12 protein-coding genes and 2 pseudogenes are annotated in these 14735 nt (G+C 68.4%); 4 read left to right on the top strand and 10 right to left on the bottom strand.

What is annotated here, in order from left to right; all coding sequences use genetic code 11:
* Window positions 1-136 precede the first annotated feature (136 nt).
* Window positions 137-1581 (top strand): annotated as a pseudogene (locus B056_RS38795) (ABC transporter substrate-binding protein).
* Window positions 1582-2489: 908 nt separating this feature from the next.
* Here B056_RS38795 and B056_RS0131735 read toward each other — a convergent pair.
* Genes B056_RS0131735 through B056_RS0131705 form a run of 7 tightly spaced genes read right to left on the bottom strand, consistent with a single transcriptional unit; the run spans window position 2490 to window position 8235 of the window.
* Complete coding sequence (locus B056_RS0131735; protein WP_018505873.1) at window positions 2490-2810, bottom strand: hypothetical protein; 321 nt, start codon at window positions 2808-2810, stop codon at window positions 2490-2492.
* Complete coding sequence (locus B056_RS0131730) at window positions 2792-4081, bottom strand: metal-dependent hydrolase family protein (protein WP_018505872.1); 1290 nt, start codon at window positions 4079-4081, stop codon at window positions 2792-2794. The genes B056_RS0131735 and B056_RS0131730 overlap by 19 nt, the downstream gene beginning before the upstream one ends.
* Window positions 4078-4410, bottom strand: coding sequence for a hypothetical protein (locus B056_RS0131725; protein ID WP_018505871.1), 333 nt, complete (start codon window positions 4408-4410; stop codon window positions 4078-4080). The genes B056_RS0131730 and B056_RS0131725 overlap by 4 nt, the downstream gene beginning before the upstream one ends.
* On the bottom strand, window positions 4407-5666 hold the full coding sequence (locus tag B056_RS0131720; protein WP_018505870.1) for an aromatic ring-hydroxylating oxygenase subunit alpha: 1260 nt from the start codon (window positions 5664-5666) through the stop codon (window positions 4407-4409). Before B056_RS0131720 ends, B056_RS0131725 begins: the two co-directional genes overlap by 4 nt.
* A gap of 24 nt (window positions 5667-5690) precedes the next feature.
* The gene (locus tag B056_RS0131715) at window positions 5691-6344 is read right to left on the bottom strand and encodes a carboxymuconolactone decarboxylase family protein (protein WP_018505869.1); all 654 of its coding nucleotides are present in this window, start codon (window positions 6342-6344) and stop codon (window positions 5691-5693) included.
* Complete coding sequence (locus B056_RS0131710) at window positions 6341-7105, bottom strand: SDR family NAD(P)-dependent oxidoreductase (RefSeq protein WP_026240375.1); 765 nt, start codon at window positions 7103-7105, stop codon at window positions 6341-6343. Before B056_RS0131710 ends, B056_RS0131715 begins: the two co-directional genes overlap by 4 nt.
* Before the next feature lie 14 nt (window positions 7106-7119).
* On the bottom strand, window positions 7120-8235 hold the full coding sequence (locus B056_RS0131705; RefSeq protein ID WP_051105793.1) for a ferredoxin--NADP reductase: 1116 nt from the start codon (window positions 8233-8235) through the stop codon (window positions 7120-7122).
* A gap of 161 nt (window positions 8236-8396) precedes the next feature.
* Between B056_RS0131705 and B056_RS0131700 the strand changes: the two genes are divergently transcribed.
* On the top strand, window positions 8397-9023 hold the full coding sequence (locus B056_RS0131700) for a TetR/AcrR family transcriptional regulator (protein ID WP_018505866.1): 627 nt from the start codon (window positions 8397-8399) through the stop codon (window positions 9021-9023).
* 23 nt (window positions 9024-9046) lie between these two features.
* On the opposite strand, the gene B056_RS0131695 is transcribed toward B056_RS0131700, so the two are convergent.
* Genes B056_RS0131695 through B056_RS0131685 form a run of 3 tightly spaced genes read right to left on the bottom strand, consistent with a single transcriptional unit; the run spans window position 9047 to window position 11510 of the window.
* Window positions 9047-9892: a TauD/TfdA dioxygenase family protein gene (locus B056_RS0131695; RefSeq protein WP_018505865.1), complete on the bottom strand. Its 846-nt coding sequence runs from the start codon at window positions 9890-9892 to the stop codon at window positions 9047-9049.
* Window positions 9889-10224 (bottom strand): hypothetical protein, encoded by a 336-nt coding sequence (locus tag B056_RS0131690; protein ID WP_018505864.1) that lies wholly within the window; start codon window positions 10222-10224, stop codon window positions 9889-9891. The genes B056_RS0131695 and B056_RS0131690 overlap by 4 nt, the downstream gene beginning before the upstream one ends.
* Window positions 10221-11510, bottom strand: coding sequence for an aromatic ring-hydroxylating oxygenase subunit alpha (locus B056_RS0131685; RefSeq protein ID WP_018505863.1), 1290 nt, complete (start codon window positions 11508-11510; stop codon window positions 10221-10223). The genes B056_RS0131690 and B056_RS0131685 overlap by 4 nt, the downstream gene beginning before the upstream one ends.
* 224 nt (window positions 11511-11734) lie before the next feature.
* Here B056_RS0131685 and B056_RS0131680 point away from each other — a divergent pair, with 224 nt between their 5' ends.
* Together B056_RS0131680 and B056_RS38790 are read left to right on the top strand one after the other, a co-directional pair.
* Window positions 11735-13183 (top strand): aldehyde dehydrogenase, encoded by a 1449-nt coding sequence (locus B056_RS0131680; protein WP_018505862.1) that lies wholly within the window; start codon window positions 11735-11737, stop codon window positions 13181-13183.
* Between the two features lie 880 nt (window positions 13184-14063).
* Window positions 14064-14414, top strand: a pseudogene (locus B056_RS38790) (hypothetical protein); the annotation flags it as partial.
* Window positions 14415-14735: the final 321 nt, after the last annotated feature.

The raw sequence follows: 14735 nt of genomic DNA, 5'->3' as shown, positions 1-14735 counted from the left end.
AATACCATCGCGTAAAACGCCCCAGCGACCATGGAGAAACCTTCTCCGAACCACCCCGCGTCACCCTTCTCGCCCTCACTAACTAAGCGGCATTGGTAGCGATCCCGCCCCCTCCGCGGCCCCCGCCGGGAAACCGGTGGCAGGAGGTACCGCGCGAATCCTCACATTAAGCGATCCGCGCAGCCTGATCCGGCGGCTCTCGCCAACGCCTACGCCACTACAGCAGTCCTCGGTAACGCCCTCTACGGGACTCTGATGACCTCGGACAAGGCAGGCGCCGTCAAGTACTCGATGCTCGAGTCCTTCGACACCACCGACAACGGCGCCACCTTCACCGCCAAGCTGCGGCCAAAGCTGGTTTTCTCGGACGGCACTCCGCTCAGAGCCGAAGCCGTCAAGTTCAACTGGGATCGGATCAAGGACCCCGCCACCGGCTCGGTCAACCGGAGTGAGGCCTCCGAGATCGCGTCGACCGAAGTCGTCGACGAGCTCACACTCAAGATCACGATGGCCGCTCCCGCCCCGAAGTACGCCCAGTCGGTCCTCACCTCGTCGATGAACTGGATCGCCTCACCCGCGGCCCTACAGAAGGGCGGCGCGTCCTTCGACAAGAACCCGATCGGCGCCGGGCCCTTCACACTGGCGAACTGGGCCCGCCAGGCGGACATCACCCTCGTCAAGAACCCCCGCTACTGGGACGCGCCCAAGCCCTACCTCGACCGCCTCACGCTCCGCGCGGCGCTCGACAGCGACCAGCGCCTCAACACGGTGATCAGCGGTGGTGCGGACGTGGCCGTGGAGTCGAGTTGGATCAAGGCCGCCAAGGCCGCCAAGGCCGGTCTGCCGACCGACGTCATGGAACTCGGCGGAGGGCTCCTCATGGCGATGAACACGCGCCGGGCACCGTTCGACGACGTCCGAGCGCGCCGCGCCGTCGCCGCCGCGTTAGATCCGGACACGGTGAACCTGGCCGTCTACAACGGCACCGGCAAGCCCGCCGACACATTGTTCAGCAAGACGTCTCCCTTCTACTCGGACACATCGCTGGCGACGACGGACAAGGCGGCCGCCCAGAAGCTCTTCGACGAACTCGCCGCCGAGGGCAAGCCGGTGTCCTTTACCTTCACCAGCGCCCCGACCAGCGAGAACAGGGCGATCGCGGAGAATATCCAGGCTCAGCTGAGCGCCTTCAAGAACGTTCACGTTGAAGTGAAGATCATCGAGGTTGCGGAGCTCGTCGGGCTGCGGACGACACACAATTTTGACGCGGTGGCCTCCTCGGCTTTCTTCCAGGATCCCGAGCCTCGACTGACGACAGTATTCAGCGGTAGCTCGCCGGCGAACCTCCCGGGTATCAACGACCCCAAGCTCAACGAGAGCATACTCACCGGTCGGACCTCGTCTTCGGACGCAGACCGCAAGGCAGCTTACGAAATGGTACAGAAACGCCTTGCCGACCTGGCGCCGGTAGTGTTTCTCGCGCGGGCCGCCCCCAGTGCGATCGCCGACAAGAACGTCGGCGGAATCGTACAGTACGGCCTCGGCTCACTACTCCCCCAGGAACTCTGGATCAATCCTTAGAAATTTTCCCGTGAATTTTCTACGACTTGACTGAGATCACAGCAGCGAGTGCCTCGACGCGGCCAACTCCGGCGATTCTGACACCTCACTGAGACCACAGGATCTGGTCACTCTCGGCAGGCGCCGGATTCCGGCGCCTGCCGAGAGTGCCGGTCGGGCGCCAGAGTCAGCCACGCCCTGCCAGGCGTCAGCACCTCCGGCGACCACCCGGACGCGATCTACCGAGTCGCCTCCGTTCTCGCGATCACCGAACGGCTCGGCGCCGACGCTATCGCGACCCTCGACCGGCGGCACTTCTCCGTCGTCCGCCTCACGAAGCCGGTCGTACTGCTGTCATGAGACGGCGCCAAGCCGAAAGCCCGCCGACCGCCAAGTCGCGGCGTCCCTCGGCCTGTTGCCAGCCCGACTTAAAATTAGCCATCTTGGCGAGGCGTTGCGCTCGTGCGTACAGCTCGTCGCGCACCACCGGGGGCGCGGCGAATCCATCCGCGTGGGAATGAGGAACTGTTCGGTGGCTGCCTTGCGTGCCCCGGGCGAGCTGGCCTGCTGATACTCGCGGGTGGTCGGTCCGCGAGTGCGAGGCCTGGCCCGGTGAAGTTCTGTGCCATCTTCGACACTGCGCGTGGGCCGCGATCTCGTCCATAGTTTCCTGATCCCGTGCCTCTGGCCGCGCTGGGGGCTGCCTCGTCGTTCTGGCTGTCGTGCCGCGTTGCTCCGTCGACCGGCTGTGCTGCGGCACGGGCGGTCTCGCCGCGTCGGGATGCGTGCTGTCGTGCGCGGGAGGTCCCGGTTCGCACCGGGGCCTGGGTGATCTGACGTCTCGACGTGAACCGTGCCGAGACGTCAGACCTTCGCTGCTGGACCTGCCAGGTCGGGGGCCGCCCCCTGCCCGGCCGGATGAGCGGGTACTAGGAGTCGGCTCCCGCCGAGCTGATCAGTGTGAAGTAGCGGGCCGTCGGCGGGGGCGTGAGCTGGACGCCTTCCGGGCGGGTCATCGTCCCGGAGGCCTGGGCCAGTCCCAGCGCCGTCTTCGCCGCCTCGACGTCGCCGTCGATCTCGTAGATCACGACGAAGGTGTCGCCGTCGAGGGCGGACAGTCGACGGATGGAGACGAAGCCGTCGATCTGCAGGATCTCCGGCAGGTGCTTGTTGTCGTACCAGTCGTGGTAGGCGGTGGCCTCCTCCGGCGAGGCGGGGCGTGACTCGACGATCAGGACGCCGCTTGCCATGTGTGCTCCGTTCGGGTCGGTGACGATCGGTCGTCGCGGTGGACGAGGCCGTCCTTCATGACGAAGCGGACGTCCTCGGTGCGGGTGATGTCCTGGGAGGGGTCGCCGGGGACGGCGATGATGTCGGCGAGGTAGCCGGCCTGCAACCGTCCCAGCTCGTGGTCCAGGTCGACGAGCTCGGCGCTGGTGACGGTCGCGGCCCGCAGGGCCTGGACGGGGGTCATGCCCCGCGACACCAGGGCGATCAGTTCCTTGGCGTTGTGACCGTGTGGCACGGCGGGCGCGTCGGTGCCGCAGGCGATCCGTACCCCGGCGGCGATCGCCTTCGGGAGCATCGCCCTGGCCTGGGGGAACACCACTGCGGCCTTCCTCCGCAGCTCGGGTGCGGCCCGGGCGACGTCCATCGCGTCGGTCAGGTAGGTCGTCGACACCAGGAACGTGCCGTGATCGGCCATCAGGGTGAGGGTGTCGTCGCTGGCGAGGAAGCCGTGTTCGATGCAGTCGATCCCGGCGCGCACGCAGGCCCGGATCGCCCGGTCGCCCACCGCGTGTGCGGCGACCCGGATGTCGGCCCGGTGCGCCTCGTCCGCGATCGCGGCCAGTTCCTCGTCGGAGTACTGCTGGACGCCCGGCCCGGTGCTGTGCGACATCACTCCGCCGGAGGCCGACACCTTGATGACCTTGGCGCCGTGGCGGATCTGGTAGCGGACGCATTCGCGCACCTGGCCCACACCGTTCGCGATGCCCTCGCCGATGGACAGCGGCATGATGCCGGGTGCCAGGCGCTGGAACACGGTCGGGTCGAGGTGGCCGCCGTACGGGGTCACCGCGTGGCCGGCCGCGATGATCCGCGGTCCCTCGGTCCAGCCCTGGTCGATGGCGCGCTGCAGTGCGACGTCGAGCAGGTAGCCCCCGGTCTTGACCATCAGACCAAGGTTGCGCACCGTGGTGAAGCCAGCGTGCAGCGTCGTACGGGCGTTGATGGTTCCTCGGATGGTGCGGTACGCCGGGTCGTCCTGCACGCCGTGCATGGGCAGCGGCAGGCCTGTCGGGGTCTCGGGGCCGCCGATGAGGAAGTTGAGCTCCATGTCCATCAACCCGGGAAGCAGCGTGACGTCGCCCAGGTCGAGCTCCGTGCCGCCCGCCGGCGGCGCGGCGGGGTTCACGGCGGTGATGCGGTCGCCGTCCACCACGACCACCGCGGGCGAACGGACCTCACCGGCGTCGATGTCCAGCCAGCGTGCCGCGCGCAGGACGATCGGTGCCGTCACGGCACCGGCTCGGTGAAGCAGTCGAAGGTCGAGGAACCGGTGTCCGGGACCTTCGGCTGGTGCCACACCTCGACCGGGAACGAGGCCTGGATCAGCGAGTAGATCAGGTGCAGGAGGTTGGTGGCGTCGTCGGGCAGGGCGTCGAACGGGAGCTTCTCCAGGTGGGTGACCGCCTCCTCGTAGCGGGGGGTGACCGCGTCGTAGAGGGCTTGGAGCTCGTCCATCGAGCTGGCGAGCCGGGTGTTGTACCGCTCGTGCTCGGTGGGCAGGCACCATTTCGCCGCGAACGGCTCGAGGTCGGCGAACCCGGCGGGTAGCAGGTGACTCATGAACGCGCCCCCTCGTGGTTGTTCACCCAGTCGCGCACCGCGACGTGCAGATGCCGGCACAGGATTTCCTGGTCGTTGAGGTGGAACCGGTCGACGTACCCGGTCTCCAGCATCATCTGTGTCGCCTCGAGGGTGTTCGAGTCCTGCAACGCGAACTCCTTGAAGGTCACCGCCGCCATCTCCTGCGCGATCCGCTCACGAATGTTCGTGGCCGGCAGGAAGTAGACGTTTCCCTCGAAGACGTGCGTGTTGTAGGAGGTCGGCCAGTAGTGGTAGGTGAGGTACCAGCCCTGGCTCCAGATGAGGATCACGAAGTTCGGGAAGAGCTGGAAGGAGTCCAGCCCCCACGGGTCGCAGTTCGCCGGGTTGACGCCGGGCGGCATCTCACCGAGGTCGTACTTCTCCCACGGGCCGAAAAGGCCGCTGCGGGTCAGGATCTCGGTGGGCTTGAGGAGTTCGGCGTCCATCTCCCAGAACCGGACGCCTGAGGTGCTGACCAGCCGGTGCGGCCCGTCGATCTGGTAGTGCGGCGCCTCGAAACCGGCCTGCTGGGCTGCCGCGGAGTACTTCTCCGGTGACTGTTTCGCGTGCAGGACCGGGGCGTGGTAGAACTCGGCGAACGCGTCCATGTACAGTTTCCAGTTCGCCTGGATGGTGGTGCTGTACCCGAAGCGCGAGGTCTGTCGCTCGAAGGGGTAGCCCTCCAGGTCGGTCACCATCGGCCCGAGGAACTCGCGCAGTGTCTGTTCCGGCTGTCGGGCGAAGTTCACGAAGATGAACCCGGCCCAGACCTCGCAGTGCACCGGCACCAGGCCGTTGCTGCTCTTGTCCAGGTCGAAGAACTCGCCTTCCTGCTGGACGAAGGTCAGCGCGCCGTCGAGGTCGTAGCGCCAGCCGTGGTACTTGCAGGTGAACTGCCGGCAGACCCCCTGCGTCTCCCGTTTCGGGTCGTCCGTCCAGGCGAGCTTGTTGCCCCGGTGGCGACAGATGTTGTGGAAGGCGTTGACCTGCCCGCTCTTCCCGCGCACCACGATGATCGAGGCATGGGCGGCGTGGACGTCCTTCGTGAAGTAGCTGCCGACCCGCGGGAGCTGCTCGACCCGGCCGACGTTTAACCACGCACGCTTGAAGACGGCTTTACGTTCACGCTCGTAGTACTCGGGGGAGATGGAGTCCTCGTAGGAAACCGGCTCCGTCCCGAGCGCGGGATAGTGCTGCGTCCAGCTGCCTTCCGGTGGTTTCGGGAAACGCGGCATGGTCCACCTCCTGTGGTGATGCGGTCATGGAAGATCTGGGCTGTCCGGTTCGACCCGGGATCCTGCAGGTACCGCGGTGGGGTTTCGCGGGTCGAGAAGGTGGTCGGCGCCCGTCGCGGGCAGCAGTCCGACGCTGTTGAGCAGCATCGCGAGACAGACATAGCTGCCGACCACGAAGATGACCTCAAGCAGCTGCCGCTCGTCGAAGCGGCTGGCCAGCGCCTCCCACAGCGCGTCGTCGAGAACGTGATCGTCCACCAGTTGGTCCGCGGCGCACAGCAGGTCGCGGTCCCGCTCGCTCCACAGGGGCGCCGACGCGCCCTCGCGCACCGCGCTGACCTGGTCGAAGGTCAGGCCCGCGGCCTGCGCCATGCGCAGGTGTTCCGCCCATTGGTAGCGGCAGCCCGTCCGCGCGCCGACCCGCAGGATCAGCAGCTCCCGGTCGCGGGGGGAGAGCGTGCCGGATTCGATCAGTGTCCCGTTGAAGGCCAGCCAGCGGGCGCCGACCTGAGAGTGGCGGGCGAACAGGCCGAGGATGGGCGGCATGGGCGGCGCATCGGCGGCCCCGGACAGATACCGGTCGGCGCGGGCCAGATTGCCCCGCAGCAGATCCCGGTCCTCCTCCGTCCACTCGGCCACCGGCAGGGGCGGCAGCCGAGGTTCGGCGGCGCGGGTCACAGTACGGACCCTCCGTTGACTCCCAGTACCTGGCCGGTGATGAAGCCGGCCTCCTCCGAGGCGAGGAAGGCAGCCGCGGCGGCGATGTCGTCCGGGGTGCCCAGGTGGCCGAGCGGGATGGTGCCGGCCATCACCTCGTTGGGGGGCAGGTTTCCCTCGGCCTGGGACTGGTGCTGCATCGGCGTCTCGATCCCGGACGGCGGGATGCTGTTGACGGTGATCCCGTGGGAGGCGTACGCGCGGGCCAGTGACTTGGTCAGCACGATCACCCCGCCCTTGGCGGCGGCGTAGTGCGCCATGGTCGGCGAGCCGCGCTGCGCGCTGGACGAGGCGATGGTGACGATGCGCCCCCAGCGCGCCGCGACCATGTCCGGGATGGCGGCCTGGCAGCTGTGGAAGGTCCCGGTGAGGTTCACCGCCAGGACCAGGTTCCACTGCTCGAGGGTGATCTCCTCGAACGGGTGGAAGGCGACGAGGCCGGCGCTGGTCACCAGGATCTCCGTCGGCCCGAGCGCCGAACGGACGTCGGTGAAGGCCGCGTCGAGGGCGGCGCGGTCGGTCACGTCGACGGCGTAGGCGCGTGCCTGCGTCCCGGCGGCCGACAGCTCCTTGGCCACCCGTTCCGCCGCGTCGCCGTCACGGTCGAGCACGGCGACGCGGTGGCCACGCTCGGCCAGGTGGTGGCAGGTGGCCTCGCCTATGCCGGACGCCCCGCCGGTGACCACCGCCACCCGGGACTGTTGTGTCTTGGTCCGCGGCATCGTTGGGTTCTCCCTCATTCGTAGACCACTTCGACGACCGGGGTCGTGGGCACGGCCTGGCAGGTGAGCACCCAGCCCTCGGCCACCTCATCCGGCGTCAGCGCGTCGTTGATGCGCATCTCGGCCCCTCCCTGCACGATGCGTGCCATGCAGGTGGCGCAGCTTCCCGTCTCGCACGAGGAAGGCGGGCGCAGACCGGCGAACCGGGCCGTCGCCAGGAGCGTGTTGGGACGGCGGTGCGTGGTTGTCACGGTTCTCCCGCCGAGCTTGATGGTCACCTCGATGTCGTCCATCGCGGTCACGCCGCGCCCCTCACCGGGCGGCGGGCCCAGGTCCGGGTCGGGCTGCGCCGCCGGGTCGAGCTGCGCGGCCGGCTCATCCAGCGGCGTGAACCGCTCGATGTGCACTTGTGCAGGGCTCACGCCCGTGTCGCGCAGGCCCGCCGCGACGACGTCCATGAAGGCCGCCGGCCCACAGACGTAGTGGACGGCGTCGGCATGCGCGCCCACGACCCGTGCGACGTCGGCGTGGCCGACGAAGCCCCGGGCGACGTCCTCGTGGTGCTCCACGACCAGACGTCCCGGATACTGCTTCACCAGTGCGTCCAGCTCGTCACCAAAGATCGCCGCCGGGCGGTCGCGGTTGGCGTAGAGCAGATGAACCCGCCGGGCCGAGCTGACCAGGGCTGTCCGCACGATCGAGAACACCGGCGTGATGCCGCTGCCGGCGGCGAAGGCCACGATGTCTCGCTCTCCGCGGTCGAGCACGAATGTTCCCGCCGGCGGAAGGACATCGAGGACCTGTCCTTCACCGACCGTGTCGTGGAGCCAGTTCGAGATCAGCCCGCCGGGCACTCTCTTCACCGTCACCCGCAGCTCGGCGTCCACTACTGGCGACGACGACATCGAGTAGCTGCGGACGGCCGTCCCTCCGCCTGCGGGCAGACGCAGCGTGACGAACTGCCCCGCCTTGTAGGCAAAGACCTCGGTCAGGTCGGAGGGCACGTCGAACGCGATCGAACGGGCCTCGGCCGTCTCGGTGACGACGCGCAGCACCCGTAGCGGGTAGTACCTGTGGCGTGCCGCGACCGCCGGCACCGCCTCTCCCGTCGAACCAGCGCCGCCCGCCAAGACCTCCTCCTGCCCTCGTCCTCGCCCCGGCTCCAGGCCGGCACCTGTTCTTCATATGACTAACCTCACGCCGTCGCGCCGAGGGCGGTGGGCGCCCACGGCTGTGGCCGGCGTAAGACTGGAACCGCACCCGAAGGACTGTCAGCGGTGGGAGGACGGACATGGCGCCGGCACGGCGGAGCCCGGTCGATGACTCGGCCACCCGGACAGCGCTGCTGGACGCCACCGAATCCCTCATGCTGGAGGAGGGGTACGCGGCGGTCACCACCCGCCGGCTGGCGGGCAAGGCGGGGGTGAACAACGGGCTCGTCTACTACTACTTCGGGACGATGGACGGCCTGTACCTCGAGCTGTTCCGCCGTGGTGCCGAGCGGAGCCTGGCCCGCCTTCGGGCGGCGCTGCAGTCCCCGCAGCCCCTGTGGGCGCTGTGGGATCTCACCCACGACTTCTCCAGCAACGCGCTCACGATGGAGTTCACCGCGCTGGCCAATCACCGCAAGGCGATCAGGACCGAGATCGCTGCATACTCGCGGACGTTCCGGAAACTGCAGCTCGACACACTCTCCGACGTGCTGCGGGGCTACGGCGTGGACTGCGAGCGATGGCCGCCGGTGTCCCTGATCTTGGCCATGGCCGCGATCTCCCGTTTCCTGCACATCGAGCAGGATTTCGACGTCCAGACCGGCCACAACGAGCTGATCGCGGTGGTCGAACGCGAGATCCGCGCCCTGGAGGGAGAACGCCGCCCGGCTCAGGACGACGTCGTCGCCTACCAGGCCGCCGGCTAGGACCGAGGGCAAAGCGGGCCGGCTCAACGGATCGGCTCGTCGCCGAACACCGTCGTGCGCAGCAGTTCGCGGGGCGAGTCCGGGTCATAGGGAGCCGCGCGGTGCACGACGCCTGTGTTGTCCCAGATGACGGTGTCACCCGCCGACCAGTGGTGGCGGTAGACGCGCTCGGGAGCCGTCGTCCGGTCGAGCAGGTCATGCAGCAGACGCCGGCCCGCACCGGGCTCCATGCCGACGACGTGGTCCGTGTGCGCGCCGATGACCAGGGACTTCCGGCCGCTGCGCCGGGTCCACACCAGCGGGTGGGTGGACGTCGGGCGGGCCCGCCACCGCTCGAGCTGCTCGGGGATCGGGTCGGGCACGACGGTGCGCTGGGAGGCCTCGAGGGAGTGCACGACGCGCAGCGAACCGAACAGCTCCTTCTCCGCCGCGTCGAGCGCCTCGTAGCCGGCGTAGGTGCTGGCGAACTCGGTCTCCCCGCCCCGGGCGGCCACCTGCCGGGCGCTGAGCACGGTGGCCTTCTGCGGCGGCTCGCCGTGCAGCGGGGTGCAGCCGTCCATGTGCCAGTAGAAGGTGGCCTTCAGGTAGTCCGCCGAGGAGTTCTTGGACCGGTCGAGGGTGACCCGGTAGATGCCCCGGACGGGGTGGTGGCCCGGCTCGTCGTCGATCTCGCCGAGGCGCTGCGAGAAGGCGACCTGGTTGTCGGGGTCGAGGTTCAGGCCGCGGAAGACGAGCACGCCGTACTGCTCCAGCGCCGCCAGGACCGCGACCGCGACCGCGTCGTCCTGCGCCAGCTTGTCCGCGGTCAGGCCCCTGACCTCGGCGCCCACGGTCGCGGCGAGGGGTTCACAGGTGATGGTGGCGGTCACGGCACGGGCTCCAGGTAGCGGTCGAAGTAGGCGGTACCGGCATCGATGACCCTGGGCTGGTGCCACACCTCGACAGGCAGCGAGACCATGATGAGCGAGTACACGAGGTGGAGCAGGTTCTCCTGCCGCTCGGGCAGCTCCTGCAGCGGGAACGTGTCCAGATAGGCCATGGCGGCCCGGACCCGCGGGAACGCCGCGTCGTAGAAGGCCTGCATGTCGATCATGGTGCTGTTCAGTCGCTCGCGATAGCGGGCCGCCTCGGTCGGAATGCACCACCGGGCGGCGAAGGGCTCGAGATCGGCGAACTCGGTGGGAAGCAGCGGCTCGCTCACACCCGTACCGGCTTTCCGTCGCGCAGGTAGGAGCGGACCCAGTCGTCGGTGACCTTGTGCAGATGGCGGACGGTGATCTCCTGGTCGGACAGCGGGTACCTGTCGATGACCCGGGACTCCAGACCCAGCTGGGTGCCGTCGAGCGTGCCGGCGTCCTGCAGGCCGGCCTCCTTGGAGATGACCGCGGTGGCCTCGTGGCGGATGCGCTCGCTGGCGTTGCGCGACGGCGGGAAGTAGTACGACATCTCCCACTCGTGCGTGCGGTGGGAGGTCGGCCAGTACTGGTAGGTCAGGTACCAGCCCCGCTCGTAGATCAGGATGACGAAGTTCGGGAAGATCTGGAAGTTCGAGATGGACCACGGGTCCAGACCCCCGGGGTTGAGCCCGGCGGGGAGGTTCGCCGGCTCGAGCTCGGGAATGTCCGGGCGCTGCCAGGGGCCCATGAGGCCGGCTTCGAGGTTCGGCTCGATCGGGTACATCTGGTCGTGCGGCAACAGGTGGCGCGGTACGCCTTTCCACCCGCCCGTGCTCACCACCCGGTGGGGCCCGTCGGTCTGGTAGTAGGGTGCCTTGAAGCCGGACTCGAAGCTGCGCAGGCTGGGCACCTGCTGCTGCGAATGCAGCACCGAGGCATGGTAGTACTCCTGGAAGGCGTCCAGATAGATCTTCCAGTTGCTGTTGAGCTGGGCCTTGAACGCGTATCGCTCGGTGACCAGGTGGAAGGGATAGCCTTCCAGGCCGCGCACCATCGGCCCGAGGAACTCGAGCAGCGACTGGCTGGGCTCGTCCGACAGGTTGACGAAGATGAAGCCTTCCCAGATCTCACAGTGGATCGAGACGAGGGGGAACTCGGCCCTGTCGAAGTCGAAGAACTCCTCCTCCTGGAGAACGAACTTCAGCTGACCGTCCAGCCCGTACCGCCAGCCGTGGTACTTGCACATGAACTGCCGGCAGATACCGCTGGTCTCGGTGGTCGGGGTCTGGTCCCACATCAGCCTGTTGCCCCGGTGGCGGCAGACGTTGTGGAAGGCACGCACGGTGCCGTCGAGGTCACGGGCGACGATGAGTGACGTCCTGGCCACCGCGAGGTTCTTGGTGAAGAAGCTGCCCTTGCGGGGCAGCTGCTCGACCCGCCCGACGTTCAGCCACGCCCGGCGGAAGACAGCCTCCCGCTCAAGCTCGTAGAACTCCGGCGAGATCGAGTCCTCGTAGGACACCAGGCCGGTGCCGAGCTCCGGGTAACGGCCGGTCCAGCTGGTCTCCAGCGGTTTGGTGAGGCGCGCCATGGATCCTCCCGGTGGTCTTCATCAAGATCCCCGTGCCAGATGTTCTCCGGATGACTAACTGTTCTACAAGTGACTAACATAGGAGCTGCCGGGGCCGCAAGGCCCCACTGGAAGGCTCTGGATCGCCAGGGCGACGCACGTCAGGTGCGCGCGGAGGCCGGAGGGTCCCCACAGACCGGGGAACCACGGTCCGGGGCGGGCAGGCGTCGAGGTTGGGAGTGCGCGTGCGAGATCGGCGGCAGCTGTACATCGGGGGCGAGTGGGTCGCCCCGAGCACCGACGGCCTCATCGAGGTGATCTCCCCACACACCGAGGAGCTGGCCGGCCGGGCGCCGGCGGCGAGCACCGCGGACGTCGACCGTGCCGTCGCCGCCGCACGGCTGGCCTTCGACGAGGGGCCGTGGCCGCGCACCGACCCGGCCGAGCGGGTCGAGGCGATCCACCGGCTGGCCGCCCGCTACGCCACGTGCCGCGACGAACTGGCCGACCTCATCACCACCGAACTGGGCGCCCCGATCACGTTCGCCCGCCGAGCCCAGGTCGGCCTGCCCGGGATGATGATGAGCGCTCTCGCCGACATCGCCGCGGACCTGCCCTGGCAGGAGAACCGGCCCGGCGTCTACGGCCAGGACGTGCTGCTGCGCCGCGAACCCGTCGGCGTCGTCGCCGCGGTCGTCCCCTGGAACATGCCGCAGTTCCTGACCATCACCAAGGTCATCCCCGCGCTGCTCGCCGGCTGCACGGTCGTCCTCAAACCCGCACCGGAGTCGTCGCTCGACGCACTGTACTTCGCCGACCTGATCGACCAGGCCGGTCTGCCGCCCGGCGTCGTGAACGTCGTGCCCGCCGAGCGCGACGTGAGCGCCTACCTGGTGGCGCACCCCGGCATCGACAAGGTCTCCTTCACCGGCTCGACGGCCGCCGGCCGGCAGGTCGCGGCGGCGTGCGCCGCCAACCTCACCAAGGTCAGCCTCGAACTCGGCGGGAAGTCGGCCGCCATCGCACTGGACGACGCCGACCCGACCACCGTCGCCCGGGCGGTCCGCTTCTCCGGCATGGGCATGGCCGGCCAGATCTGCAACTCCCTGACCCGGGTGATCGCGCCCGCGGACCGCCTCGACGACTACGCCGAGGCGCTCGGCGCGACCCTGTCCGCCATCCGGGTGGGAGACCCGACCAACCCCGAGACGGAGATGGGCCCGCTGGTGGCCCGCCGCCAGCAGGATCGGGTACGCCAGTACATCGAGGCCGGGATGCGCGAGGGGGCCCGTCTCGTCGTCGGCGGCACCGACCTGCCTGACGGCGTCGACCGCGGCTGGTACGTACGGCCCACCGTCTTCACCGACGTCGACACCACGATGACGATCGCCCGCGAGGAGATCTTCGGCCCGGTCCTCGTCCTCATCCCGTACCGGGACCCCGACCACGCCGTGCGCATCGCCAACGACTCGGAGTACGGCCTGGCCGGCGCCGTGTTCACGGCCGACACCCAGCACGGGCTCGACATCGCCGGCCGGGTCCGCGCCGGAACCTTCGGCGTCAACCAGGGCTACTCGATGGACCCGGCCGCGCCGTTCGGCGGGGTCAAGGGCAGCGGCTACGGCCGGGAGCTCGGCCGGGAAGGCCTCGAAAGCTACCTCGACATCAAGTCGATCTCCATCGCCACGCAGTAGCCGAGACCGAGACCGCACGGCTCCCTGCCCGCTCAGCACGCGCCCCAGCCACGCCAAGAGCACCCCAGTCCTGCTGAGCCCGGGGGCCACAACCCCCAGCGGCGTCCGGGACTATCGCACACACAGAGAAGATTGATCTTCGTCGAGTAGTCCCGGGGGCCAATACCTACGGTCTCCTGCTGGCCGACCTCGCAAAACCGGCGATGGATGGTCTCGGCAACCCTGAAAGGCGACATCCCGTTGCATCAAGCCAGCCTGACCGTGACCGTCCGCCGCACAAGCGGACGGTCCACCGCCCCCGATCCTGAGCACCGTTGCAGGTCACGGATCCGACGCGACCGGGCCGGCCGAGCCCCGTTGCCACACAAGGCCCATACCTTATGGCAACGTCCGTGGACACAGGCCTCGTGACCTCCCACCCGGAAAGCGGATGGTCAACTCCGCCGTTCTCGCAGGTCATCAACCGAGGTCCGAGACAGGCCGTCACCGCGATCGTATGACGCCGTTGCCACACTCGTTGCCATATAACGATCAAGCAATGATCGACAAATCCTGCTATTTCCGCAGGTCAAAAGGGTGGGCAGGGGCGGGGTCGAACCGCCGACCTTCCGCTTTTCAGGCCGGTCCATACCGTCCAGGAACGTCCGCCCACGTGCTCTGACGTCCACCTTTGGCCGCTGGAGTACCCCTCTGGCGGCCCGCGTTGCCACACGCACTGCCACACATCCACCGCCTCCCCGAGGGCCAGCGACCCCCCCGCCGCGCCTTCGCCGCACCCCTGTGTGGCAACCGGTATGGCCACCGACAGGGCGATGCAGACAGCCCTGCCCGAGCGGTCAACCGGCGCCGGGAAGCCGACCAAGGCCGTGCGGGGTCTTCGATGAGTACCGAAGCGGCAACAGCCGCAGCCTCACCCAGCGGACGTGACGGCGACCAGGCAGGGAGCTCCGCCGTTCGCGGCGTCACTGTGATCATGGTGTTGGTAATGGGGCTCAGTTTCCTGTTCGGCTTCGGTAACTCCTGGGCCTTGGGCCTCCACCTGGGTGTACCGCCGTACGTCGCGCCGCTGGTCGCTCCCGCGGTGGATCTGTCCGTGGTCGGCCTTCTGCTCGGAATCCGCCAGCTGGCGCTCGGCGGAGCGACCAACCGGCAGATGCGGCCAGCGTGGCGGCTGCTCGTCTTCGCCGGTTTCGTCACGCTGGCGCTGAACATCGCCGAGCCTCTCATTGAGCGGAACTGAGGTGGGCCCCGTTCTTCGGACAGTGATCCCTATGAGGCAATGCCGCTTAGTTAGTGAGGGCGAGAAGGGTGACGCGGGGTGGTTCGGAGAAGGTTTCTCCATGGTCGCTGGGGCGTTTTACGCGATGGTATTTCGCCCGGGTTCTCTTGACGACGCGGGGGTAGCCGCGGTGGCGGCGGGTGGGGTTCGGACGCTCGACGATCTCCGCGATTGCCGTGTTGATGGCCGCGTGGAGACGGTTAGGGGGAAAAGCCCGCCTGGTCGGTGACCTGGCGGCGTATGACGCGGAGGCTGCGCATGAAGGACAGCCGG

The sequence above is a fragment of the Parafrankia discariae genome, assembly GCF_000373365.1.
GTDB classification, from domain to species: Bacteria; Actinomycetota; Actinomycetes; order Frankiales; family Frankiaceae; genus Parafrankia; species Parafrankia discariae.
Note: the sequence above shows the minus strand (reverse complement) of the source record. Positions and strands in the feature narration are given on the sequence as shown.